This window comes from Kangiella marina (assembly GCF_039541235.1).
GTDB lineage: Bacteria > Pseudomonadota > Gammaproteobacteria > Enterobacterales > Kangiellaceae > Kangiella > Kangiella marina.
In genome coordinates, this window is record NZ_BAABFV010000001.1 from 1,353,669 (window position 1) to 1,376,779 (window position 23,111).

Consider the following 23,111-nt stretch of genomic DNA (forward strand, 5'->3'; position numbering starts at 1 on the left):
ACACGCCGTGAGGCACTTATTCACCAAACGAACTGTTTGTTGCTGACGCGATCTACCAATTTATTCTGTATCGTTAATGCGTCGTCCAACATGATATAAGGAATGTCGATATGGTGTGCCCCAACTATCGCTCCCGCAGTATCCACTTCTAATTTAGCCATGCCATAACGGCGGTCAAAGAGACTTTCCTTGACTTGAACGGTTTGGATTTTGCTTAAGCGGACGTAGGTTTCTTTTTTGAAAATAACACCACTTTTGAAGCCGATCATGTCTTGATCGAGGCAATATGCCGTATTTTTAACGTAAGCCTTGGCGTAAAAATAACTTAAGATCGCCAACACTAGAAAGGCAGGAATGATCCAGCCCCAGTGCACCAATGCCAGTGGCGCCGACAACACCGCACTGATCAATACGAGTTTCTTAGTAATTCTTTTTACAGCTAAAGACTCAATGCCCTGCCACTCGATCGCTTGCCAACTAATGTCTGGCTGAATGTCATTGAGTATTTCTGGACGACGCTCTTGTGCAAACAAAGGCGCAACCTCTTTAATCGCCAACCCCTGATTTTCGTGATTTACTCCGCCAGCCGTTTCAACACTCACGGTTAAACGCTTAAACCACCGGTGTAACAGCGAATTGCGTACCGTTAAGGTCTGAATGCGTGACATCGGGATGGTCGCTTGCATTCGTGTCAACAAACCCATGGTCGCCTGCAACTTCCCTTTATTTTTCAGTAATTCGAAATCGTGCAACTTAAACAAAGCAAAGGTAATCGATAGCAGCCATAACCCTAATAGCCCCATGACCGCTAGCACTAGACCATAAACCACGATGGTTAAGGCTCCAAAGTCACCTAGCACACTATCAAAACTGGCGGTTAACCAATTGGCAATGCTGACAATCTTATTTTCAATATAGTCTTTTAACGCACCATCGCTTAACTGCGACAGGAAACCAAACACCACCGCCAGAATCACTAAGCCCTTATTAGTAATGACTCCATAGCGCACAATTTCACTAAAAGGCATCCGCAGCAGCGAGGGTTTGGATGGCGTCACACCCTCGTCTTGTGTTTGCTCATCTTCAGCTTCGCCCTCCTCACTTCCATGCACCAGGCGTTTCAGCTCCTTCACCGCCGCCATATCCACGACATTGATCACCGCTTCAGGCTTGCCCCCCGATGCTGACTCTAACTGCACCGTGACCACGCCCAAAATACGATGTAATGGGTTTTGCGTCAGGTTTAAATTTTGAATACGCTTATAAGGCACCTGACGTTCATTCCTGAAAATAATCCCTTCTTTGACGCGTATCTGGTTGGGCTCAAGCCAATAACGATAAAACCGATACTGAATAACCGAGGCTAGACTCACTAACAGGGCAATCGCTAGCGCAATGTATTCCCAATAACTGCCACCAGGTCCAACTAAAGCAATCAATACCGGAAATAGGATCTTCTTGATATTATCCAAGAGGATAAAAATAGGCGATGTTTTATGGAGCTTTCGTTCTTCCTTAGACTGCATCATCGTCGCCATCTTGTCTGAGTTGCTCCCTGAGATCGTTTGCAACCTCAAATTCCAAGCCATCCAACGGCACTGAGGCATCACGAGTACCGGCGGTATAAACCACCAGCTTGGCCAGCTTATATTTGCGCTGCAAAGGGCCTTGAGCCACATCAGTATGCTGAATACGATTTCGTGGCACTAGTGTTTTTCGACGCCATAATACTCCTCGCTGAATATAGAGGCCTTCCTCCGTCAGCCAATACCAAGTGTACTGATACGATTTTCGCGCCCACACAAACCCCAGCAAAAAGATAAACAACACCGCGGCAGCTATTATCCCGCAAAGTAGCCAACTTGCTGCAATAAACGAGACCACGCCCCCTGCAATCATCAATATCGCAGCGAAAATACCGTGGCTTATTCGTGAGGCTTTTATCGAATCGGGATGCAGCTGTAGCGACTCTTCTGGCCTGACATCAATAAGTGATTGTTTTTCTGACATTATTCTCTCCTTTGAAGGCCATATTATAGTCAGTGATAGACTCTTGACCAGCGCCTAAATGTTACAGTGTTTATCTGACCTAAGGGTCTTAGCGATCCCTCTGTCTTTGTCTCAGCCAAGCTTCAAGACCGCCATGTAAGCTGTAAACACAGCTATAGTCTGACTCAATCAATCTATGCGCGGCATTAAAACTCTTTTGGCCGAGCTGACAAACAATCACCACAGGCTCGTCAGGATCAAGCTCATTAATCAGGTTTGCAAACTCAGTAATCGGGGTTGATAGCGACTTATCAGCAACTAGCTGACTCTCGTCGAGCGCCTGCTCATCACCAGTGACATTGATCACCAGCGGTGCGTCCGACTGCTTCAACCACACTGCCAGCTGTTGCGGCTCAATAAACTGTACCGCTTCGGATTCTTCGGCAACAAACTTAGCCATTCTTCAACAACTCCAACATCGTTCGCGTAACCTCTTCCGGTTCATCAGCATGAGTAATCGCGGAAATCATGGCAATCCCTGATACCCCAGTGTTCATCACTTGTGGCAGTCGCTGGAGATTGATGCCGCCAATTGCCACCCACGGATAATCTGGCAACAAATTCTTCCACTTCATTAAATTATCAATACCATGTGGTATCCACGGCATGTCTTTACTATCGGTGTGGTAAACAGGTCCGCATGCCAAGTAACTCGGCTTAATCGCATGAGCACGAGCCACTTCATAATAGCAGTGCGTGCTTAACCCTAAGCGCAAGCCGGCTTTAGCAATGGCTGTGAGATCAGCCGTTTCCAAGTCTTCTTGCCCCAAGTGCACACCATATGCTCCATGCTGAATGGCGAGAGACCAGTAATCATTAATAAATAATCGTGCTTGGAAATTCTCAGCTATCTGTATCGCCTTTTTGATTTCATCTTCTAAGGCTTGGCCCTGTAAATCCTTCACACGCAATTGAATCGTTGTGACGCCTAATGGTAACAGCCGCTCTAACCAGTCAGCGCGATCAACTACGGGATACAGACCCAACGCACCCTGCTCCGTGCAGCGAGGAAAATCATAGGGGATAGGATCGCTCATATCAGCAGTAAGCAGAGGAACATCTCGCGCCTCATGCGGCCAAGTCAAAGGTTTGAGTGGCCCTTTTTGCTCCCCTCCTTGGCTGGTAATACTGTAGCCGTGTCGTAATCCTTGATTCAGTAACATCTTACCAATGACCACCGAGTCCTCTAGCGTATTCTGATGGGCTAATGCGGCTGTCATCGCTGACGCTAGCACACAGCCAGTGCCTCGGGTATTGACGGTGTTTTGTTTTTTACTGTGCAACCAAAACGACTGTTGATCGGTCACAAAATAGTCGTGTAAAAAATCATCCGTTGCCGTTTCTAAAGATTCCGTATGCCCACCCTTGACCAGCACCGCTTTTACGCCACGATCCAATAATACTTCGGCTGCTTGCACGATCGTTTTTTCGTCTTTAACCTCGACACCACTCAACACACTGAGTTCTGGAATGTTAGGGGTTAACAAACTTGCGTGCGGCAATAACCCTTTGTATTGCACCATGGTGTCTGCATCCACCAATGGCTTACCCGAACTGCTGATCAGCACCGGATCGATAACAACCGAGCCCGAATAGCTTTCGACAAAATCCAGTAACGCCTGAAGGGCGTCTTGAGTTGGAATCAAGCCAACTTTAATTGCAGCTGGGAAAAAGTCAGTTTTGAGCGCTTCAAACTGCACAGCAATCTGTTCGTAAGTAAGAGGGTTTACCGCAATGACGTGGTGATTATTCTGCGCGGTGACGGCAGTGGTTATCATACAAGGATGCACACTCAAAGCTTCCATTGCTCTAACGTCCGCCACTTGACCCGCTAATCCTGCAGTATCCGAACCAGCGACCGTCCATACCACCGGCTTATGATCGGCTACCATTAACCCTCGCCTTTATCCTGTTGCCAAAAAGGAGTTCCCAAAACGGGCGTGCTTGGTTTCGCCATATCCCTTACCGGCATAGCACCCGCTTCAAAAGCTTGGCGGCCCGCTTCCACGCCAGCTTTAAAAGCGCCAGCCATCATCACAGGATCTTCTGCCTGCGCCACGGCTGTATTGAGTAGCACCGCATCAAAGCCCATCTCCATTGCTTGCGCAGCATGCGATGGTAACCCTAATCCAGCATCAATCACCATCGGAACATCTGGCAACCTTTGACGTAGCGTTTGCAAGGCATAAGGATCGCTTAAACCACGTCCAGTACCTATTGGCGCGCCCCAAGGCATTAAAATATGACAGCCAGCATCGAGTAAACGCTGACATAACACCAGATCATCCGTGCAATAAGGAAAGACTTCAAAGCCACGCTTAACCAGTTCTTTGGTCGCCTCGACCAACTGAAACGGATCCGGCTGTAAATTGTATTCGTCACCAATAACTTCTAACTTGATCCAGTTCGTCTGAAACAACTCACGCGCCATTTCAGCCGTAGTTACTGCTTCTTTAACCGTATGACAACCCGCCGTGTTTGGGAGCCAGTGACAATCCAGTTGATTAATTTGTTTCCAGAAATTTTCCCCGCCTTGTCCTTCACGTCGCACTGACACGGTAACAATGTCCGCACCCGAAGCACGTATCGCATCCAGCATGATCTGCGGCGACGGATATAAAGCCGTACCTAAAAACAATCGACTGTTAACATCTTTACCACCGATTTTTAGCATACTTTTCTCTTTAAATATTCTTAAGACCAGACTTAGCTCAAGCCTTAAAGCTAACTCCTAATCCCCTTATATTGAGCTAAGGTTTGTGTAAAACATAGCAAACCGCAGGAAGTCATGTTTACATGACCTCAATATCGGGGTGGCCTTCTTTTGGACACTTTTCTTGGCCAAGCAAGAAAAGTGTCAACTAAAAATTTGATTAGAACAGATTATTCATAATCGACTAAGCCCAAATGCCGGTTAAGCGATTTAAAATTTTAGCCGCCCTGCATCGGCTGAACAATCTCCAACTTATCATTCTCTTTCAACACCGTTTCACCATAAAGCGATCTCGGTACGAACTCCATGTTCACTGCAATCGCAAAATTCCCTTCTTGCTGATACCATTCAATAAATTGTGACAAGGTCATACCTTGTTCAATATCCAACACTTCATCATTCACTTCAATTTGCATATTGAACATTTCCTATTTCTTGATTCACTTCTTGCTCAAACTCTTTAATCGCTTGTTCTACCACTGCCGGTGCTAACAAAATTCCATGGCGATAAAGCCCGTTGATTTTTGTTATGCCACTTTGGGTTTTTACCCAAGGCAAATTATTGGGTAATGCAGGTCGGCAATTGACGACACTATTAATAATTCTTGCTTCACCAAAACCCCGATGCACACTATAAGCAGCGGACAGCAGCTCTAAACTTGAACGCACCGACACTGGGCTATAGTCCTCGCTTTCAATTTCTGTCGCACCAATCAAATACAGATTATTCGGCCTTGGCACTACATAGATTCGATAACGAGGATGAATGAGTCGTGTTAAATGCTTAATGCTCACATCTGGTGCTTGTAACCACAACAACTCGCCGCGAACCGCACGAAGCGGTAAATCATTTTTAGCGCCCAGTCCGCGACAATCAAAAACCCAATCAAACGCTTCAGTAGTTCCTTCTGCTTCGATCTGGCCGTTGCTAAGGGTGCTAATACGCTTCCCGTAATGAATCGTGACGCAATCACTGTGTTCCAACTCATTCATCACACTATGCATCAAACCAACCGGATCAATCTGCCCTTCCGTAGGTAAATATAAACCGTCACCCAAATGGCTAAGATCCTCTTCTTTTTCAGCAACGGCTATTTTCTTAACCAGTGTTTGCGAAGCCTTTTCAGCACCAAGTTTTCGTTGTATCACACGATAAAAATGATCCAGCTCTACCCTGTCGCTGCCATGCGCTGTAACCAATGATCCGGTTTGACGATAAAACACTGGAGTAGTTAACTGTTTTAACCACTGTGGATACAGTTTCATCGAGTGATTACCCAATTCAAAAATATCCAACTCCGCCATTTCAAGTTCAGCCAGCGGTGACAAGATCCCGGCAGCCGCAAAAGAGCAAGCACTTTCCTCACCCTTTTGTTGCTTATCGTAAAGCGTTACTTGATGGCCGCGCTTTGCCAGACGCCATGTTAATAAACGTCCAGCAATTCCAGCGCCGATAACAGCTAGCTTCATCTCAAATGTTAGTCCGTTAATTCAACGTAAATTTCGCCACCCTGCTTTTTAAACTCTTCTGACTTTTCTTGCATCCCTTGCTCGATTTTTTTCTTTTCTGCCGCATAGTCACGCACGTCCTGACTGATTCGCATCGAGCAGAACTTTGGTCCACACATTGAGCAGAAATGCGCTACTTTTGCAGAGTCTTTCGGCAGAGTTTCATCGTGGAATTCACGTGCTGTATCCGGATCCAAACCTAAATTAAATTGATCTTCCCAGCGGAATTCAAAGCGCGCTTTAGATAATTCATCATCACGGTAGCGAGCGCCTGGATGACCTTTCGCGACGTCTGCTGCATGAGCCGCTAACTTATAAGTAATGATCCCGGTTTTCACATCATCACGATTTGGTAAGCCTAAATGTTCTTTCGGCGTCACGTAACATAGCATCGCACAACCGTACCAGCCGATCATCGCTGCACCGATACCTGATGTGATGTGATCGTATCCCGGTGCGATGTCGGTCGTTAATGGTCCAAGCGTATAGAAAGGCGCTTCATCACAAGCTTCTAATTGCTTTTCCATGTTTTCTTTAATCATGTGCATTGGCACATGACCAGGCCCTTCGATCATCACCTGAACATCATGTTTCCATGCAATTTTCGTCAACTCGCCCAGCGTTTCTAACTCGCCAAACTGCGCTTCATCATTGGCATCCGCTAATGAGCCTGGACGCAAACCATCACCTAATGAAAAGCTCACATCATAAGCTTTCATGATTTCACAAATTTCTTCGAAGTGGGTGTATAAGAAGTTTTCTTTGTGATGTGCGATACACCATTTCGCCATGATAGAACCACCACGCGAAACGATTCCCGTGACACGCTCAGCAGTAAGCGGTACATAGCGCAACAAGACGCCTGCGTGAATCGTAAAGTAATCCACCCCTTGCTCTGCTTGCTCAATCAACGTATCTCGGAAAACTTCCCACGTCAGATCTTCCGCTACACCATTTACCTTTTCTAGCGCTTGGTAAATCGGCACAGTACCAATCGGCACTGGTGAGTTACGCAAAATATAATCGCGTGTGGCGTGAATGTTTTTACCGGTCGATAAATCCATCACAGTGTCACCACCCCAACGCGTTGACCAAACTAATTTTTCAACTTCCTCTTCGATGCTCGAAGTCACCGCAGAATTACCAATATTCGCATTAATCTTAACTAAAAAGTTACGACCAATAATCATCGGTTCTAATTCGGTATGATTGATATTAGCAGGGATAATCGCACGACCTTCTGCAACCTCTTTACGTACAAACTCAGGGGTAATCTCATCCGGTGTATTAGCGCCAAACGAATTACCCTTTAATCGCTTTTCGCGTTCTTCAGAGGTTTCGGCTTCTAACCACTCTTGGCGACGTTGATTCTCACGAATCGCAATATATTCCATCTCAGGTGTAATAATGCCTTTGCGAGCATAATGCAGCTGAGTAACATTTTGTCCCGATTTAGCACGCAATGGTTTTCGCTGTAAATCAGGGTTGTGCGTGGCGAAGGCTTTATCGCCATCAGTGTAGCCATTATCAATCGGCTTAATCTCGCGGCCTTCATATTCTTCAACGTCACCACGACCGACGACCCAGCCACGACGAGTTTCTGCTAAGCCTTTGCGGACATCAATCTCAGCATTGGGATCGGTATAGGGGCCTGAAGTGTCGTAAACCGTGACTTTACCTTTGTTGGTTAGCTGAATTTCACGCATCGGCACACGAATATCTTTATGGATTTGGCCCTCGATATACACCTTTTTAGATGCCGGAAGGGGGTCGCGTGTAATGGTATGTTGATTTAATTCAATCGGATCGTTCTTTGCCATGTTGGTCTCCAAAAACTAGGTCTCTACTATTGAGGCTCCAACCGTTGTGACCGACGCAAAAAAGATAATAGGACAAGGGACCGTTCGGAATGTTATTTCACCCTTGAGGCTACTCTTCCCTACGCCGATGCTAATCGGATCAGGTAATACGGGTTCCGAGCTTCATCCTATGCTAGGACTTAGCTCGAGTCTCAGCCTAACGCACGCTCACTTTAATTAAGCATCCACGCTCCGGCACCCCGAGAGATGCAATCATTATAGGGGTTAAGTCGTGGGAATTCTATCCGTCTCGTACGATTTTTATACTTTCGACATAAACCAGTTCACAAGCACCGCCGCCGGTATCATCGCGCTTTAACGAGCTTCTCCACTTCCAGCCATTTTCTCCGTGGACCTCGACCAATTGGCCTTTTATCGTCACAATCTGCCCAGGCTTTACAGCATCTAAATCATCTTTTATCCAGCTTTGCGCTGGGATCATGTGCATATTGGCGCTGTGAGTCTCGATTTCTTTTTGCGGTATTGGCGCTGTTTGATAGCGATAACGATACCAACGTCCCGATTGGCTGAAATTTATGTGCTGCAATACCGCTTCGTCCGACATTCTTCCCCAGCCTAACGCCAAGTCTGTTGGTGAAATAGCGGCACCATCATCAAAACGATAATCTTCCCTCAATATCACTTTAGCTGTGATTGAAAACTCTGCTAATGGCTTGACTTTGAAACCCTTATAGTTAAATTCGATGGGTTGCTCGATCATCACTTGCTCGGGCGCTTGCGGTGCGAACACACCATCACCCAACACCACCTCTTTAGAACTCAAGACCCATATCAGAAGCGCCAGGCCAATCATGACTCCCAAGACTTTTTTCAACATCGCGTTTTAGCCACCTCATTCACTATTTTCAGCGCTTATCATAGCAAATAGAAAGGCGACCGAAGCCGCCTTTGTTGGTGTTAACTAACGTAAGGGAGAGAGTTTACGGGCTATTTCACCAAGTTCATCGAAAATGGATATTTATAGACGCCACCTTCGCTCGCTTTTATAGCCGCCAATATCGTCACGATAAAGTGGAATATAATCAATCCAACCATGATTGGAATTCCGATCAGGATGAAGCACAGCACAAAAGCAATACAGTAAGCGATAAACATCGAGATATTAAAGTTTATGGCTTCAATACCGTTTTGTGCAACCAACGGCATTTCTTCTTTCTTAAATAACCACACAAATAGTGGTCCAAGAACCATGCCAATCAACGGGATTAATGGGACTAAAGCCGCAAATGCCGCGATATGGCTAAGCATTGCCCAATTCTTTTCTTCAGGACTCGCTGCTTCACCGCTAAGCACTTCCGCCTCTCCGTCTACCACATTGTCATCCTGACTGGCTTTTGATTGATGATTGTCTTTCGACTCATCACGTGTTTCTTCGGGTTTACCGGGCTCCTTTTCAGGGCCATTGGTATTTTTGTCATGTTCGTTTGTCATCTGTATGTCTCCTCAATCAATCGACATATTCAGATTACCAATAATTTATATTTCAATGTGTTACCAAAAGTCATGGTTTTTGACGACAAATTCCTACTTTCATTTTGTCACTTTCATGTTTAGAGTTACACTTGTAACCTGTTGAAATACATACGTTTATTATCCTAACGAACATTCGGCCCTAACTATTAGTCAAGGTTGATTAGCGCTTTAGTTTCTTATTAACCTATTGATATTAAAAAGAATAAAATTTTTTTATATGGCCTAACCCAGTCGCAAAATGGGCTAAGTTGTTGTTTTTAATGAAGCTGTGGTGATGAGAAGAGTGCGGCATATCGGCTTTAGACTATTATAATAGCGTTTGCTGCATTCCGTTTCTGGGCAAAAAGCCGTTTCTACCCTAGCCTTATTTGGCAGATTTTGTCTGTTTTTCCATCAATTCTAAGCGCTGGCTTGGTTGGTTCTATTACGACCTTCTTCCTTTGCGGCATACAGTGCTTTATCCGCGCGTCGAATCATCTGCTTCATGGTTTCACCCCGATTAAGTTCCGCGACACCAAGACTGATGGTTAGACTGAGCGACTCTTCACCAGCATCAAACTGTAGTGACGCCACACCGTTTCGTAAGCGCTCAGCCACTTGATAGGCATCTTCCCGCTTTGAGTTTGGCAACACAACCATAAACTCTTCACCACCATAACGGCCGAGTTTATCTTCCTGCCTTAACGCCATTTCACAGAAGTTAGTTAGCCGCTTCAGTACTTCATCACCAACCTCATGGCCATAGTCATCATTGACCTCCTTGAAATGATCAATATCAAACACGATCACGCTAATTGGATTATCGCCCTCGCTGGCATCTTTAACCACACCCTCACCGTATTGCTCAATGTGACGACGGTTAGCAATACCGGTCAAACTGTCAGTCATCGCTAAGCGTTTCATTTTTCGGGAGAGAGACCATTGCTTTAGTGCAAACACCAATAATAAAAGAATAAGAACTAAGCCGAGGATGGTTGCGATCGTTTGCCAGTTTCGAGCCTTGCGTAAGCTTTCGAGCTCTCTATTTTTTAACTCTTGTTCAGCTTGTAGGCGCTTATTCTCCAACTCTTGACGTTCATTATCAAATTGATAACGCAATATTAAGGTCTGCTGTTTGTTCTTCTCTTGATTCAACTTTTTAGACAGTTCTTTATGCTTATCTAAAGCTTCCGCCATTTCCTTATCTTGGCCAAGACTTCTATAATTTTCTGCACGCGCTTCATACAGCCACACCAAGTAGCGATCGTTTCCGCTATCTTTCATCAACTGCTCGGCAGTTTCAAAATGCTCATAAGCCAGCTCAGGTTTTTCTAAGCCATTCAAGGCAATCCCAGCTTCTAGCTCAATCGACTCCATTTTTTCTTTGTTGCCGTAACGAGCATACTGGTTCTTAGCTGCCTCTAATTCTTCCAAGGCATCACTGTAGCGCTTTAACTCATTTAGAGTAGCTGCTTTTGCTTCATGAATACTGCCCAAGTCGAAAAATATCAGATTGTCTTCCGACAGACGCAACGCCTCATTTTGCAATTCCAGGGCTTTCTCAAACTCTTCTTTGGCATGGTGGACGTAGCTTTTCTGAAGTAAGACCTGAATTTTTCCTTCGGTTAAGCCATCCTCTTCGGCGTAACTCAAAGCATCATCAAAGTAGATCAAAGCCTTGTCATAAAAGCCCACTCGTCGATAAGCAATGCCAATATCAAACAGCACTGTTTCAGCGGCCTCTTCGCCCATAACATCTTCAAAAATTGCTTTAGCTTCTAAACAATCTGCCAGTGAATTGGCGTATCGACCGATCAAAGACTCGATAGAACACCTCAAGGCTAAGCTCTGCGCCAGCAAATCATTCTGCTCAATCTCTCGCGCTAAATCGACGGCTTGAGTCGCGGCTTCAACGGCTCGAGACCACTTGGATTCGCCTAAACGAGCACTGGTTAAGCAATAATAAAAGCGTGCGGCGCCTAACTTATCGCCATTTTTTTTCGCCTCAGCAATAAGCTTCGGAACGGTTTCTTCTGGCGTTTCAAAGTCTTCGCCATAACCGGCGAGGCACGCATAATATTGATATTGCCTTTCTCGTTTGGCATCGCCTTCAGGGATGGCTTTTCGCAACTGTTCTAAATAGAAGACAAGCCGATTGATGGTGGATATATCCACTTCTTCATTTTCAACTTGTAAATACAGCTCATCGAAAGTTTCTTGTGGGGACTTTTCTACAACCTCTTCGGCTGCCATAGCGGTGTTCGAGACTATGAGTAGGGTGATAAAAGCTAGCGCGGTTGTTAAGAAAAGTGCTTTCAAGGATCGTGTGGCAGGGCTTTTTAAACCGAATAGGCGGTCGACTGGCGCTTGTTCAACCAATGCTTGGGATTGTGAAATATATGTGTAACGCCTTGACATGTAATAAAAACCTTTCAGTTCTCTCTATGTAACAATAGCACAGTTTCTGTCAAAGGCAAGAGTCACAGTGTCAATTATTTTTACACATTTTATTCCTGGTTTTCCTTCTTTTCCTCTAGCTCATCGACCAATAAACCGCGCTTTTGAGCTCGGTAGAGCCATTGTTCTCGGGCCAGTTTCTGCATGTCGCGAACTTCGTCCATTTCATCCATGATCTCCATTCCTAGTAGCGTTTCCACCAGATCCTCCAGCGTCACCAACCCTCTGGTATCGCCGTACTCATCCACCACCAAAGCAATATGCTGTCGCTGATTGAGCAAAGACTCCAGTAAATTAGGTAATGTCATTTCATCCAGCACACAGACAATTTGTCGTTGAATTTCCTTTAACTCCAACTCATTCTTACCTTGAGCCTGCGCCATCAAAACATCGTCTTTTAGGACAAATGCCGTTATATCGTCGATATCATCACTATAAATTGGGATGCGTGAGAAGTTAGTGCCGACAACGTACTCAAAGATGTCCCCTATCTGATCATTCTCTTGTAAATACTGAATCACGCGCCGCGGGGTCATAATATCTTTGGCTTTTAACGAGCCTAAGCGGAACAGGTTGTCGATAATCCTCGACTCGTGTTCATCTATATCCCCCGTTTTCTTGCCCAAGCCAGCCATCGCAAGAAACTCTTCACGACTAAAGATATGTTGCTGCTTCCCTCTTGAGATGAGCCGAGTTAAGCCCTCTGAAACCCAAATTAATGGATACAGTACCTTAGTCAGCCATCTCACCAGCACCGCGGTGATCGGCGCTAGCTTTTCCCAATACACTGCGCCAATGGTTTTTGGAATGATTTCTGAGAAAAAGAGAATCGCCAGCGTCATCAATGCTGAAAAGAGACCGATCCAAGCATTGCCGAAAACCACCGTTGCCTTAGCACCCGCTGCAATCGCCCCCACCGTATGGGCGATAGTATTTAACGTTAAAATAGCCGCTAACGAACGATCGATATTATCCAAACGCAATTTTTTTAATAGCTCAGCGCGCTTCGGACGCTCCTGTTGCAGACGCTCAATATAAGAAGGCGTAATACTCAGTAAAACTGCCTCAGCAATAGAGCAAAAAAATGAAAACAGTAACGCCACCAGGATATAAACCACTAACAAAATCCAGTCCATGCTGGTCGCTACGGGACTATTGGTGACTTCAGCCGCCACAGATACCTGGGGCAGAAACAGAGCTATCAATACCATTATTTTCGTCAAGATGTGCTTAACCTTATTCAATCTATACTCAAACCGTTCTTTTAACTGACTGCGACATTATTTGTCGTCCCGGCCCCACATTCGAGGCAGAACATTCTCACCTTTTGTGCTGTATTTATGCCAAAAAACCATGCCAATATGGCCAATGATGAATGCCAACAATATCCAGCCTAAAGTGCTGTGAAGCAGACTGCCTAAATCGATCATCCACTGTATTTTTTCACCCTCAAAGCCAGAAAACAACGGTATACCAAACGGCTCGAAACTTCTGCCTGACCCATATTGTCGCAACAGGGCTACTGTCGGGATGGCTAACAAGAATGCATATAAAGTGAAATGCCCTAGACGTGAAATTAGACTCACTGCTGATGGACGATTGGCCATGTTGACCAGAGCCCACACAACACGAACACTCATCAGTAACAGGATTAAAACACCAACAGGTTTATGGGTTGGCCAAAAGAAGGCTTCGATTGCCGTCTCATCAAAGAAGAAGTGCGCCGCCGCACTTAAAAACTGCCAGATGATTAAGAGTGCGATTCCCCAATGCAACAACCGGCTGACTTGGCCATAGCGCGCTTTAGTATCTTTTAGTGCCATCGTATCCTCTTTTTTCGTCATTGTTTCTGCGTCATTTTTTCTACGTCATTTTTTTTACATCATTATGGTTCAATAAATTATAGTATTCGCTATCAAATAACAATCTTCACCTTCGTTTCGGCGGAAAGACCACCCACGTTATTATCACCACTAACGCAAAACCGGTATACAGCATTAAGAATACCCAACTTGGAAAATCCCAGTAGAGCAACTGTTGTAACCAATACTCGATAAAACTTCCGTCATAAGTGGCGCTACCAGCCGATTCCCTTAACCACATTTCGAATTGTGTTAAAGGACATACCACTCCCAACCACGCTTCAGCGACAACAAAGAGTATCGTCCCTAAATGCAATAGCCGAAACCACCAACGGTTGACCCAAGTCCAATGCCGTATATTGCCAACGATGATCAGAATCAATCCGACAACGACAAACAGCACCACAGTAACATGCAGTACTAAAATCGCATCGGCGAGTATCTGAAATAGTAGTTTTTCATCCATCCCTCTAGTCTAGCACTAGAAGCACAGATGTCAGCAGGAAGCTGTGTTAACAATGGAGCCTTAACTCCATTGTTAATCATTTGAAAGGATACATTTACTGAGCAACTAATTCGACCCGTCGATTTTTCGATCGACCGTCATCATCACTATTACTTGCTACTGGAGCTGCGTAACCTACCCCCCAAGGCTTAAGACGTGATGCATTGACGCCATAATCTTCGACCAACGCCTGTTTTACGGAAGCCGCACGACGTTTCGATAAATCCACATTGTAATCAAAGTCGCCCTGGTTATCGCTGTGACCAACAACCAATAGCTTTAAGCTTGGGTTTTCTTTCAGCAGCTTGGCTATTTCATCAAGGGTCGGTTTAGACGCAGCCTTAATCGTCGCCTTATTCGTATCGAAATAGAGACCGTACAAAGCCACCTTACCGCTTTGATCTATTTGCTCTGCCATTTCGCTGGCTTTAATCATCACGACTTTACTTTGCTGAGCTTTTTCCTCGATCACATCCACTTGTACAAACGCTCGTTCGCTGTCTTTTTTACTATTAGTTCGTGCATTCTGGATCACATGCACCGAAATATACGCATCACCTTCTGGACGTGATTTCTTCGCCACCAAATAACGAGTTTGTTCATTCTGCGCGTTCATAAACAACAAGGTAATCGCGCTATATCCTGGCGCAGCATACTTAAAATTATTTCCACTACCTTTGCTAGTACAAGATTGATCGCCGCTGTTGCCGCTGCACTGAAAAACAATCTCTGCATCGTGTTCAACTAACGCCTCTTGGTATGCTCTAAAAACTGCCAAGCTACTCGCGCCCTCTGGTGCACGATACGTAATTCGGGTCAACTTTCCCTCTTTACGCATCATGTGTTGGCCATGCGCATTTTTGTCGTTTGATGTTAGCGGCTCAATAATAAACTGATACTCATCGAAAGCTCGCTCTTCATATTTAATGATTTCTGAACCTTCAAAGCGTCCTGTTAAAGGGTGATCTTTTCCACCGTCAATATCTTCGGCATGGCTGCTTACCGCACCCCCTAAACTCACCATAAAAACAATAAATACCCGCAACATATCCTAACTCCTTGTGGCTGCTTGTTGGTTATCTTTTAATCAGATACAACAATATAGCAGAGCAACACCCTAGAAACTTGGAAAACTCCGCAAATTTTCATATTAGCTGATACACCATAGACCTAAGCGCTTTAGGCCTTTTCATTGCAAAATTTGATAGTTTACTCAGACCGATTTATTTGGACATGCTATCTTGAGCTAAAAATCACTCGTACAGACCAATCTTATAGTGGGTAAATAGCTATAAAAGGAGTTTCACATGAACCGAGTCTCTCAACTTCCTTATAAATGCACAGGGTCGTCTTCAGCACTCATGGCATTTATTTTTGCAGCGCTTATCGTTATAGGTGGCGTGGTGTATTTTGTAAAAGGCAGCGACAATGAATCGCCCTCAGCTCAGCAAACAACCCCACCAAAAACCACCACAGCACCACAAGCCACCCAGCAGTCTAAGGCTCAAAGCCCTAAACCTGAGCCAGTGACTAGCATTGATCCTGATACTTTCTGCGAACGAATTGCGGCGGTAGGCGACATCTTTGGTACCGAGCTCACAGGAGCAACAAGCCGAGAACGAGTCTCCTTCGGACCACAAGTCGGATGCTCTTGGTCCGGCCCATCGGTCTTAGTATTTTTTGGCGACGACTCTTACGAAAGAAGAAACACCGGTTTTGGAGCTGAGAACCTTGTTGCCTATGAAGAGACTGATTTAGAAGCCGTCAAAAAAGATAAGTACGCCATACGATCAGGGTTTGAAATTGAAGTTAAGTCTGACAAAGGCTTGGCATTTAGGGTTAGCCAAGGCACCGGCCGCCAAATTAACCTCACTGCCGAAGAGTATAATCAAATAGCGAATATCGTTAACAATGTTTTGAATGAGTATTATTAACGCCTTTATAACGGGCCGCGTTGCTGCGAAGCAGCGCTTTTAGCGGTCCAGCCCGAAGGGCGATCGTTGATAAACTTGTTAGCACTTTTGCTTGCTACGAATTTCGTTACTGTTACACCTTTACTAACTAGAAGCTGCTGATACTTTGAGAACTCTCGTTCAATGTACGGGATACCCTCGGAGCTGCTGCAACCACCCCTAAGTTCAGTAAACCCTAGATAGACGGAACTACCCTGTGAGCCTAGGTAAGCGAACGTAGAGTATTGATGATGTTGATACTCCTTTAATCCGTTTACTTCTCCGACCTCATTAAAACCTTGGGACCGGAGGAATTCCTCGGCAAGCTCAACAGCCACTATTGGGTCGCTGACTTCTAATGAGTACTGAATATTCCCGCTACTCGATGCACCAAGCGTAAATGTTAATAAAATTAGTAATGCTATCCGTTTCATGTATGAGTGCTAACGCCCAGCACATTGGCGGAGCAACTTGTTGCGACGTCCATTCATGCTGCTGCTTGTTATGTGTTTAGTTGAAATTACCATACATATCTTGGCCTGTTAGTTCGTTAACTTTTTGAAGAAGTATTTCAAAGCTACTAATAGCTGAATAGTTTGCCTTTTTACTTGCGAAGTCCATTGATTCAGACCGCAATTTAGCAGTAAGTGAGTATAAAGACTCTAAAACTTCTTTGTTATTGGGATCTGACTTTAAGACTGTCTTACCTACCAAGTAAGCTTTCTCATATTTTTTCTTGCGAACGAGATTCGCAATTTCTTGCGCTTGCTGATTTTCCATATCTCTCATCTACACATAACATAAGAATACACGAATTCGCTTGTAACTTATTAATTTACTTGAAGTTTTAATTTAAGTTCCAAAAAAGTGGCTAATACCCTAGTAAAGGCGGTCCTGAAGTGCAGTATCGCTCTGAATTCCGATCTTTTAGCGACTAAATGGCTTTTTTCCTACAAGCTAATCCGATAAGTCTTATTTTTGTTTGATTAAATTAATCTTAAGATTACTGTATGTTTTTTATTGAGTCAAAGGAATGGCTAAATCTCCATGTATTCGAACTGTTCGAAATACCTTGCGCGCCAATCATTACAGCTATCAAACAGAAAGGAGCTATATTTTCTGGATTAAAGACTTTATTCGATTTCATAAAATGGAGCACCCGCAAAACCTTTCTGAACAGGATATCAGCGATTACTTGACCTACTTGGCGGTTTCTAGAAACGTATCTTCAAATACTCAAAATCAGTCGCTTAATGCTTTAGTTTTTCTTTATAAGCAAGTGTTAGGCAACCCTTTTGGTAAGTTACCGAGTATTCAGCGCGCAAAGAAGCCTAAAAGATTACCCACTGTTTTCTCTAGAAAAGAAATCGCTTGTATTTTTGCATGTCTCGAGGATGAAGCTCTAACCTTTGCTTCTCTATTATATGGGAGCGGACTTAGAATCTCGGAAGCATTAAGGTTGCGCGTTAAGGATATTGATTTTACAAACTCAAGTATCACTGTTAGAGCAAGCAAGGGAGATAAGGATCGGACCACGATTTTATCAGGTCACTCTACCTCTCTATTACATACCCAGCTGCAAAACAGTCAAAGAGTTTTTATCCTGAACAAGCAAAACAGTCATTGGAATGGAGTCCACTTACCCAAAGCGCTTGGTAAAAAATATCCCAATGCCCACTATCAATGGGGGTGGCAGTTTGTTTTTCCTTCGCGCACCAATCCTCCCGATCTCATCACGGGGGTTCGTCGAGGCTTTCATCGTCATCCAAGAACCATTGGTAAACTACTAAACACCGCTTTTAAACAAGCAAATATTACTAAACACGCTACTAGCCATGCCTTTCGGCACTCTTTTGCCACTCATTTACTTGAAGATGGTTACGATATTCGAACTGTTCAAGAATTATTAGGGCATAAGAATGTTGAAACCACTCAGGTTTATACTCACGTTATGAACAAAGGGGCAAATGCCGTTAAAAGCCCTCTTGATAATTTATAAGGATATTTATGTCACTTGCTGTTGTTTTTTCCCGTGCAGGGATGGGGATCGAGGCACCTTTGGTTACCGTTGAAGTTCATTTATCGCATGGCTTACCCTGTTTGAATATTGTGGGGCTTCCTGAGGCGGCGGTTAAAGAAAGTAAGGATCGAGTGCGTAGTGCGATTATTAATTCTAACTTTGAGTTTCCCGCTCGGCGTATCACGATTAATCTCGCACCAGCTGACTTACCGAAAGATGGTGGTCGTTTTGACTTACCGATTGCGTTAGGGATTTTAGCGGCCTCCGAGCAAATTCCGACAGACAGACTCACGCATTTCGAGTTCATCGGCGAGCTTGCCTTAACGGGTGAGCTTCGCCCTGTTAAAGGTTCACTGCCAGTGGCTTTAGCGTGCACTGCTTCCAATCGCACACTCATCGTTCCCAAAGATAATGCCGATGAAGCCGGACTAGTACCATCTAACAATTCACAGTATGCCTCGCATTTGTTGGAAGTCTGTAAGAGTCTAAGCCAGCAACAGACTCTTCCCGCTTGTGAGTCTAAGACTTCAATCAATGGGCAGGATTTTTCAGTTGATATGGCTGATGTGATTGCCCAAGAGTCGGCTAAACGCGCCATGTTGATTGCCGCCAGCGGCAAGCACCATTTGATGTTTATTGGTCCGCCCGGCACGGGGAAAAGTATGCTAGCTTCTCGAATGCCGACCATTTTATCTAAAATGTCTGAAGCTGAAGCTAAAGAATCAGCCTCTATTTATTCCGTCAGTCACTTAGGGTTCGATGCTCAGAAGTTTTTTAGTCGAAAATATCGCGACCCACATCATTCTTGCTCGGCACCAGCATTAATCGGTGGCGGCAGCCAGCCAAAACCCGGAGAAATCAGTCTCGCTCATAAAGGCGTCCTTTTTCTAGATGAACTGACCGAGTTTTCTCGCCAAGTCCTCGATAATTTACGCGAACCTCTCGAAACCGGTCGCGTCACGATTTCTCGTGCCGCGCATCAGGCTGAATACCCAGCTGACTTTTTGCTGCTTGCAGCGACTAACCCTTGTCCTTGTGGTCATTTTGGTAATCAAAAACAACACTGTCGCTGTACTCCCGATCAAATTCGACGTTATCTTAGTAAGATCTCTGGCCCGCTGCTTGATCGGATCGATATGCAGGTCGAGGTCCCCCTTATTTCGCAAGATGACTTACTTAACGGCAAAAACTCACGCCACATTACCAGCTTCGACCTTCGGCAAAGCGTTGAAGCCTGCCAACGTGTTCAACTGCAACGCCAAGGCCGTCTTAATGGTCAGCTTGAATCATCGGATATCGATGACTTTTGTGTTTTGGCTAAAGGCTCCAAAGATTTATTGACCAAAGCGCTGACCCAACTTAATTTATCTGCTCGCTCCTATCACCGGATATTAAAAGTCTCGCGAACAATCGCTGATCTTGAGCAAGCCCCGCTAATCGAACCAAAACACATCAGTGAAACACTAAACTATCGGAAAATGGAGCGCTATCTAGCACAACTTCCTTAGAACCAGTTCACATTTTTGTATTCTTTGCTGAATAAACTCGAACGCTAGCTCGTCAGCTTAGTGAATTCAGTTGAAACAACGAGGAATACATTATGAAAACTTTTAAATACTCAACACTTTTTATTGCTTTAGCCTTTTCAAGCCATGCTGCAATTTCAGCTAATGCGGACGTCAATGCTGATGTTCAAGCTGAAACCAATGCCTCGGCTAGCACACAAGCACAACAAGAAGCATCGCAAAATGTTGATTCACTGGTAACGACAGGTGCAGAAACTGCTTCTAATGCCTCTGCAACAGCTCAATCGATGGTTGACTCGACTCGCTCTGAAGCAGAACAAGCGGAGGCTTCAGCTAACGCTACCGCGGATGCTGGTCTTGATGCTGCTGGTGAAGTTTCAAATCAGGACTCTGATTCATCAGGTTCAGCGTCGCTCGGTTTAGGCACTACTGCTGATACTGCTGTTAGTGCTCAAAACGGTAACGAAGAAGACGATGAACAAGCTGCAAACAATGCTATTGAAAACAGTACTTCAGTGGTTGCAGAGACTACTCAAAGCGTTACTGGCACTGCCGAACAAACCGTTGATTCGGGCGTTGATACCGCTACTAACGTCATAGCTACTGCTGATGATGCAGCCTCTGACATTTCAAACAGCACTAGTGTCGAAGCCAGTGCAGACGTTAACGCTGAAGTTTCTGCGAACGTTGAAGACTCCGTAGAAAGTAGTGTTGATGCGGCAGTTAACTCTGAGATTACAAACTCAATCACCGACGCTGTTGATGACAATATTACTGATAGCATCACAGACGGTCTTCCGCTAGATAGATAATCCACCATTCAAGGCCAGCTCAGCTGGCCTTCCCTTTTTCATACAAACGGAGTTACTTATGAAGTATGTACTGACCCCAATTTGTTTATTTTGCTTTAGCTCAAGTGTTATTGCTAATACCGAAAGTGATTATGGTGTCACTCTTGAAGCTGGCGCTACTCACAACTCTGAACTTGTTGTTGAAGAAATTGATCAGCGCAGCGCCAATGGTGATCTTGGCCGTTACTTGTCGCTTGATCTTAACGGAGAGCTGACTTTTCAGGAGAGTTTTTCCGTCAAGGCCGGTTACAACATTTCAGATACCGATTACCAAGACACTGATGATTTTGATTTAACGATTCAACGCTTATACGGCGATGCCTCTTATGAATTTTCCGGCTTTACGGTCGGCGTTAACCAGCATCAAATCCTTGCTGATTTAGCAGGCCAAGAGTTTTTAGATATGGATCGTTCCGGCATTTACCTTTCAAAGTTATTGAATAATCGTATTTTTATTCGTTCGGAGTACACCACCACTAATAAAGAGTTTGATGATCTTCCTGATCGCAATGCTTCTAATGATGCTTTAGGAATTGATACTTATTTCTTTTACAACCAAGCTAAAGCTTTTTTTAGCGTCGGTTACACTTCCGAAGACGAGCAAGCTAATGCTAGCGAGCTCAGCTATGACGGTGACGTCTATCGAGCTACCGTATCCAGCAAGTTTGGTGATAATGATGCCCATAAACTGCAACTTAAATGGCGTTACTACAACCGTGATTATCAAGGGCTTTTACCTGAGCTGAACACGCCAAGAAACGATGAGCGTCATGCAGTGACTTTTTCTTGGGATTACTATTTCACGCCAGAGTTTGCATTAGCTACTCAACTTCAAAGAACGACATCGGACTCTAACGTTGAGTCTGCGGATTACACCGCTAATGAAATTGAATTACTGCTTAGGCTAGAACTTTAATTTTTATAGACGTTTAGCAGGGACGCTTTTTTTTATTCCAACTTACCATAACCGTAAATTCGGTCTTTTCCAGGTTCTCCTAAATCTATCACTTCTTGCTGTAGCCGCTCTTTACTGGTTCTAATACTTTTCGCTTGTTGCAATTGGCATGCTATCTTTGCCGTGACTATCGGCGTTGCCATTGAGGTTCCACTTTCGTATCCATACTCATTATTCATTCTTGCCGTTTTGATTGCCACGCCCAGTGCCGAAAAATCAACATACTCTCCTTGGTTGGCCCAACGATAAATTTCATTAGCACTATCCACAGCAGTGGCTGCAATGACGCCTTCATAGGCAGCAGGATATCTTGGTGATGCTGCTGGGCCTTCATTACCAGCGGCCGCAATAACGCCAATGTTTTTTTCAACCACCTGACTGATTGCCGCTTGTAGTAATGGATTGTCTGGCCCCGTTAAACTCATGTTAATAACGCTCACATTCTCTCCTAACAACCAGTCTAGCGCTTTTATGAGATGCATTAATGTAGCGCCTTGAGAGTATTTATTACGCGGATAAAACACTGACGCCGCATACAGTTGTGACTGCGGCAGTAGAGGAACCAGCTGATCCTTGCCGACCAACAAACCTGCCACTGCGGTGCCGTGTGCCTTTGGGACTGAGACACCTTTTTGCATAAAATTTCTTTGCGTCAAATTAGCAGTTTCAAAGGCAGCATGCTCCTCATTGATCGCTGTATCGATCATTCCTACCTTAATCGAATCCTTACAGGTACTTTGCTTTACACCGTTTCCAGCATTATCACTACTGACAGTACTGCTGGCTTCGTATACATGATTTCTACCGAGTTGTTTTGCTATACGATCAGGCAGCTGCCCTCTGATTTTTTCTTCACTTTGATCTTTTGGAATTTTAAATCTAACCACCGTCATGCCTAAATGACTTAACTGTTGTTCTTCCTCGATTTCTACAGCCAGTTTTTTTAACAGTTCAAGATCTCCGTCCTCAATCGTCACTAACCATTCCCTTTCTATGGCGCGCCAGCCATCTTCAACTTCCACCTCGACAAAAATGGTTTCACCTTGAGTCGTCATAATTTGCAGAGCTTCACTACCCAACCTCAATGGATTAAGGCTGTTCTCTGCCAGACTGTCTAATTGATCAATGTTCTGATTAATCTTTTCTAACACTTCATCCGGTACTGCTGGTGTGGTTTCCCTAATTCCTTTTAGCTGATCTTTGAGCACGGTCTGATCCATTATTTTGTCATTAATACCGCCCACTGTTTTACCAACAACATCTGCGGCCGCACCCGCTTGCAAGGATGACACCACCATGACGATACTGAATACGATAGAACTCTTCATATTGATTCCTACATGATTTCTATTAGCACTTTATATAATAACGTCTCTTGTC

General features: G+C 44.6%; 23 protein-coding genes. 5 read left to right on the forward strand and 18 right to left on the reverse strand.

The window, feature by feature from the left end; translation table 11 throughout:
- Positions 1-20 precede the first annotated feature (20 nt).
- From ABD943_RS06060 to ABD943_RS06130, 15 genes are all read right to left on the reverse strand, one after another.
- Complete coding sequence (locus ABD943_RS06060) at positions 21-1,538, reverse strand: PH domain-containing protein (protein ID WP_345292286.1); 1,518 nt, start codon at positions 1,536-1,538, stop codon at positions 21-23.
- Positions 1,516-2,010, reverse strand: coding sequence for a PH domain-containing protein (locus tag ABD943_RS06065; protein WP_345292287.1), 495 nt, complete (start codon positions 2,008-2,010; stop codon positions 1,516-1,518). Before ABD943_RS06065 ends, ABD943_RS06060 begins: the two co-directional genes overlap by 23 nt.
- 88 nt (positions 2,011-2,098) lie before the next feature.
- Positions 2,099-2,449 carry a rhodanese-like domain-containing protein gene (locus tag ABD943_RS06070; RefSeq protein ID WP_345292288.1) on the reverse strand — a complete coding sequence of 117 codons (351 nt, stop codon included), beginning with the start codon at positions 2,447-2,449 and terminating at the stop codon, positions 2,099-2,101.
- Positions 2,442-3,941: a thiamine phosphate synthase gene (thiE, locus tag ABD943_RS06075; protein WP_345292289.1), complete on the reverse strand. Its 1,500-nt coding sequence runs from the start codon at positions 3,939-3,941 to the stop codon at positions 2,442-2,444. Before thiE ends, ABD943_RS06070 begins: the two co-directional genes overlap by 8 nt.
- Positions 3,941-4,723 (reverse strand): thiazole synthase, encoded by a 783-nt coding sequence (locus ABD943_RS06080; protein ID WP_345292290.1) that lies wholly within the window; start codon positions 4,721-4,723, stop codon positions 3,941-3,943. The genes thiE and ABD943_RS06080 overlap by 1 nt, the downstream gene beginning before the upstream one ends.
- Before the next feature lie 257 nt (positions 4,724-4,980).
- Entirely contained in the window at positions 4,981-5,178 is a 198-nt protein-coding gene (gene thiS, locus ABD943_RS06085; RefSeq protein WP_345292291.1) for a sulfur carrier protein ThiS, read from the reverse strand.
- Positions 5,168-6,232 (reverse strand): FAD-dependent oxidoreductase, encoded by a 1,065-nt coding sequence (locus tag ABD943_RS06090; protein ID WP_345292292.1) that lies wholly within the window; start codon positions 6,230-6,232, stop codon positions 5,168-5,170. Before ABD943_RS06090 ends, thiS begins: the two co-directional genes overlap by 11 nt.
- 8 nt (positions 6,233-6,240) lie before the next feature.
- Positions 6,241-8,091 (reverse strand): phosphomethylpyrimidine synthase ThiC, encoded by a 1,851-nt coding sequence (gene thiC, locus ABD943_RS06095; protein WP_345292293.1) that lies wholly within the window; start codon positions 8,089-8,091, stop codon positions 6,241-6,243.
- Between the two features lie 280 nt (positions 8,092-8,371).
- On the reverse strand, positions 8,372-8,968 hold the full coding sequence (locus ABD943_RS06100) for a hypothetical protein (protein WP_345292294.1): 597 nt from the start codon (positions 8,966-8,968) through the stop codon (positions 8,372-8,374).
- 110 nt (positions 8,969-9,078) lie between these two features.
- Positions 9,079-9,582, reverse strand: coding sequence for a DUF4870 domain-containing protein (locus ABD943_RS06105; protein ID WP_345292295.1), 504 nt, complete (start codon positions 9,580-9,582; stop codon positions 9,079-9,081).
- Positions 9,583-10,023: 441 nt separating this feature from the next.
- Positions 10,024-12,021 (reverse strand): tetratricopeptide repeat-containing diguanylate cyclase, encoded by a 1,998-nt coding sequence (locus ABD943_RS06110; protein WP_345292296.1) that lies wholly within the window; start codon positions 12,019-12,021, stop codon positions 10,024-10,026.
- A gap of 89 nt (positions 12,022-12,110) precedes the next feature.
- Positions 12,111-13,271, reverse strand: coding sequence for a hemolysin family protein (locus tag ABD943_RS06115; protein ID WP_425559466.1), 1,161 nt, complete (start codon positions 13,269-13,271; stop codon positions 12,111-12,113).
- 69 nt (positions 13,272-13,340) lie between these two features.
- Positions 13,341-13,904, reverse strand: a complete 564-nt coding sequence (locus ABD943_RS06120) for a cytochrome b (RefSeq protein WP_345292297.1) — start codon at positions 13,902-13,904, stop codon at positions 13,341-13,343.
- Positions 13,905-13,989: 85 nt separating this feature from the next.
- Entirely contained in the window at positions 13,990-14,388 is a 399-nt protein-coding gene (locus tag ABD943_RS06125) for a DUF2784 domain-containing protein (protein ID WP_345292298.1), read from the reverse strand.
- A 94-nt stretch (positions 14,389-14,482) separates the two neighbouring features.
- Positions 14,483-15,475, reverse strand: coding sequence for an OmpA family protein (locus ABD943_RS06130; RefSeq protein ID WP_345292299.1), 993 nt, complete (start codon positions 15,473-15,475; stop codon positions 14,483-14,485).
- A 259-nt stretch (positions 15,476-15,734) separates the two neighbouring features.
- Between ABD943_RS06130 and ABD943_RS06135 the strand changes: the two genes are divergently transcribed.
- Positions 15,735-16,361: a hypothetical protein gene (locus ABD943_RS06135; RefSeq protein ID WP_345292300.1), complete on the forward strand. Its 627-nt coding sequence runs from the start codon at positions 15,735-15,737 to the stop codon at positions 16,359-16,361.
- 5 nt (positions 16,362-16,366) lie between these two features.
- Here the strand turns inward: ABD943_RS06135 and ABD943_RS06140 are convergent, their stop codons facing one another.
- Both ABD943_RS06140 and ABD943_RS06145 read right to left on the reverse strand, forming a co-directional pair.
- Entirely contained in the window at positions 16,367-16,813 is a 447-nt protein-coding gene (locus tag ABD943_RS06140) for a hypothetical protein (protein WP_345292301.1), read from the reverse strand.
- 76 nt (positions 16,814-16,889) lie between these two features.
- Entirely contained in the window at positions 16,890-17,159 is a 270-nt protein-coding gene (locus ABD943_RS06145; RefSeq protein WP_345292302.1) for a hypothetical protein, read from the reverse strand.
- 253 nt (positions 17,160-17,412) lie between these two features.
- On the opposite strand from ABD943_RS06145, the gene ABD943_RS06150 reads away from it, so the two are divergent.
- The 4 genes from ABD943_RS06150 to ABD943_RS06165 all read left to right on the forward strand — a co-directional run bounded on the left by ABD943_RS06150 (position 17,413) and on the right by ABD943_RS06165 (position 21,692).
- Entirely contained in the window at positions 17,413-18,378 is a 966-nt protein-coding gene (locus ABD943_RS06150) for an integron integrase (RefSeq protein ID WP_345292303.1), read from the forward strand.
- 8 nt (positions 18,379-18,386) lie between these two features.
- Complete coding sequence (locus ABD943_RS06155; protein ID WP_345292304.1) at positions 18,387-19,907, forward strand: YifB family Mg chelatase-like AAA ATPase; 1,521 nt, start codon at positions 18,387-18,389, stop codon at positions 19,905-19,907.
- 92 nt (positions 19,908-19,999) lie between these two features.
- Positions 20,000-20,737, forward strand: coding sequence for a hypothetical protein (locus ABD943_RS06160; protein WP_345292305.1), 738 nt, complete (start codon positions 20,000-20,002; stop codon positions 20,735-20,737).
- Positions 20,738-20,795: 58 nt separating this feature from the next.
- Complete coding sequence (locus tag ABD943_RS06165; RefSeq protein ID WP_345292306.1) at positions 20,796-21,692, forward strand: surface lipoprotein assembly modifier; 897 nt, start codon at positions 20,796-20,798, stop codon at positions 21,690-21,692.
- A 32-nt stretch (positions 21,693-21,724) separates the two neighbouring features.
- Here the strand turns inward: ABD943_RS06165 and ABD943_RS06170 are convergent, their stop codons facing one another.
- Entirely contained in the window at positions 21,725-23,059 is a 1,335-nt protein-coding gene (locus ABD943_RS06170) for a S8 family serine peptidase (protein WP_345292307.1), read from the reverse strand.
- Positions 23,060-23,111: the final 52 nt, after the last annotated feature.

Coding starts and splice junctions, on each gene's coding strand:
- ABD943_RS06060 (WP_345292286.1), bottom strand. CDS start 1,538: ATGGCGACGATGATGCAGTCTAAGGAAGAACGAAAGCTCCATAAAACA.
- ABD943_RS06065 (WP_345292287.1), bottom strand. CDS start 2,010: ATGTCAGAAAAACAATCACTTATTGATGTCAGGCCAGAAGAGTCGCTA.
- ABD943_RS06070 (WP_345292288.1), bottom strand. CDS start 2,449: ATGGCTAAGTTTGTTGCCGAAGAATCCGAAGCGGTACAGTTTATTGAG.
- thiE (WP_345292289.1), bottom strand. CDS start 3,941: ATGGTAGCCGATCATAAGCCGGTGGTATGGACGGTCGCTGGTTCGGAT.
- ABD943_RS06080 (WP_345292290.1), bottom strand. CDS start 4,723: ATGCTAAAAATCGGTGGTAAAGATGTTAACAGTCGATTGTTTTTAGGT.
- thiS (WP_345292291.1), bottom strand. CDS start 5,178: ATGCAAATTGAAGTGAATGATGAAGTGTTGGATATTGAACAAGGTATG.
- ABD943_RS06090 (WP_345292292.1), bottom strand. CDS start 6,232: ATGAAGCTAGCTGTTATCGGCGCTGGAATTGCTGGACGTTTATTAACA.
- thiC (WP_345292293.1), bottom strand. CDS start 8,091: ATGGCAAAGAACGATCCGATTGAATTAAATCAACATACCATTACACGC.
- ABD943_RS06100 (WP_345292294.1), bottom strand. CDS start 8,968: ATGTTGAAAAAAGTCTTGGGAGTCATGATTGGCCTGGCGCTTCTGATA.
- ABD943_RS06105 (WP_345292295.1), bottom strand. CDS start 9,582: ATGACAAACGAACATGACAAAAATACCAATGGCCCTGAAAAGGAGCCC.
- ABD943_RS06110 (WP_345292296.1), bottom strand. CDS start 12,021: ATGTCAAGGCGTTACACATATATTTCACAATCCCAAGCATTGGTTGAA.
- ABD943_RS06115 (WP_425559466.1), bottom strand. CDS start 13,271: ATGGTATTGATAGCTCTGTTTCTGCCCCAGGTATCTGTGGCGGCTGAA.
- ABD943_RS06120 (WP_345292297.1), bottom strand. CDS start 13,904: ATGACGAAAAAAGAGGATACGATGGCACTAAAAGATACTAAAGCGCGC.
- ABD943_RS06125 (WP_345292298.1), bottom strand. CDS start 14,388: ATGGATGAAAAACTACTATTTCAGATACTCGCCGATGCGATTTTAGTA.
- ABD943_RS06130 (WP_345292299.1), bottom strand. CDS start 15,475: ATGTTGCGGGTATTTATTGTTTTTATGGTGAGTTTAGGGGGTGCGGTA.
- ABD943_RS06135 (WP_345292300.1), top strand. CDS start 15,735: ATGAACCGAGTCTCTCAACTTCCTTATAAATGCACAGGGTCGTCTTCA.
- ABD943_RS06140 (WP_345292301.1), bottom strand. CDS start 16,813: ATGAAACGGATAGCATTACTAATTTTATTAACATTTACGCTTGGTGCA.
- ABD943_RS06145 (WP_345292302.1), bottom strand. CDS start 17,159: ATGGAAAATCAGCAAGCGCAAGAAATTGCGAATCTCGTTCGCAAGAAA.
- ABD943_RS06150 (WP_345292303.1), top strand. CDS start 17,413: ATGGCTAAATCTCCATGTATTCGAACTGTTCGAAATACCTTGCGCGCC.
- ABD943_RS06155 (WP_345292304.1), top strand. CDS start 18,387: ATGTCACTTGCTGTTGTTTTTTCCCGTGCAGGGATGGGGATCGAGGCA.
- ABD943_RS06160 (WP_345292305.1), top strand. CDS start 20,000: ATGAAAACTTTTAAATACTCAACACTTTTTATTGCTTTAGCCTTTTCA.
- ABD943_RS06165 (WP_345292306.1), top strand. CDS start 20,796: ATGAAGTATGTACTGACCCCAATTTGTTTATTTTGCTTTAGCTCAAGT.
- ABD943_RS06170 (WP_345292307.1), bottom strand. CDS start 23,059: ATGAAGAGTTCTATCGTATTCAGTATCGTCATGGTGGTGTCATCCTTG.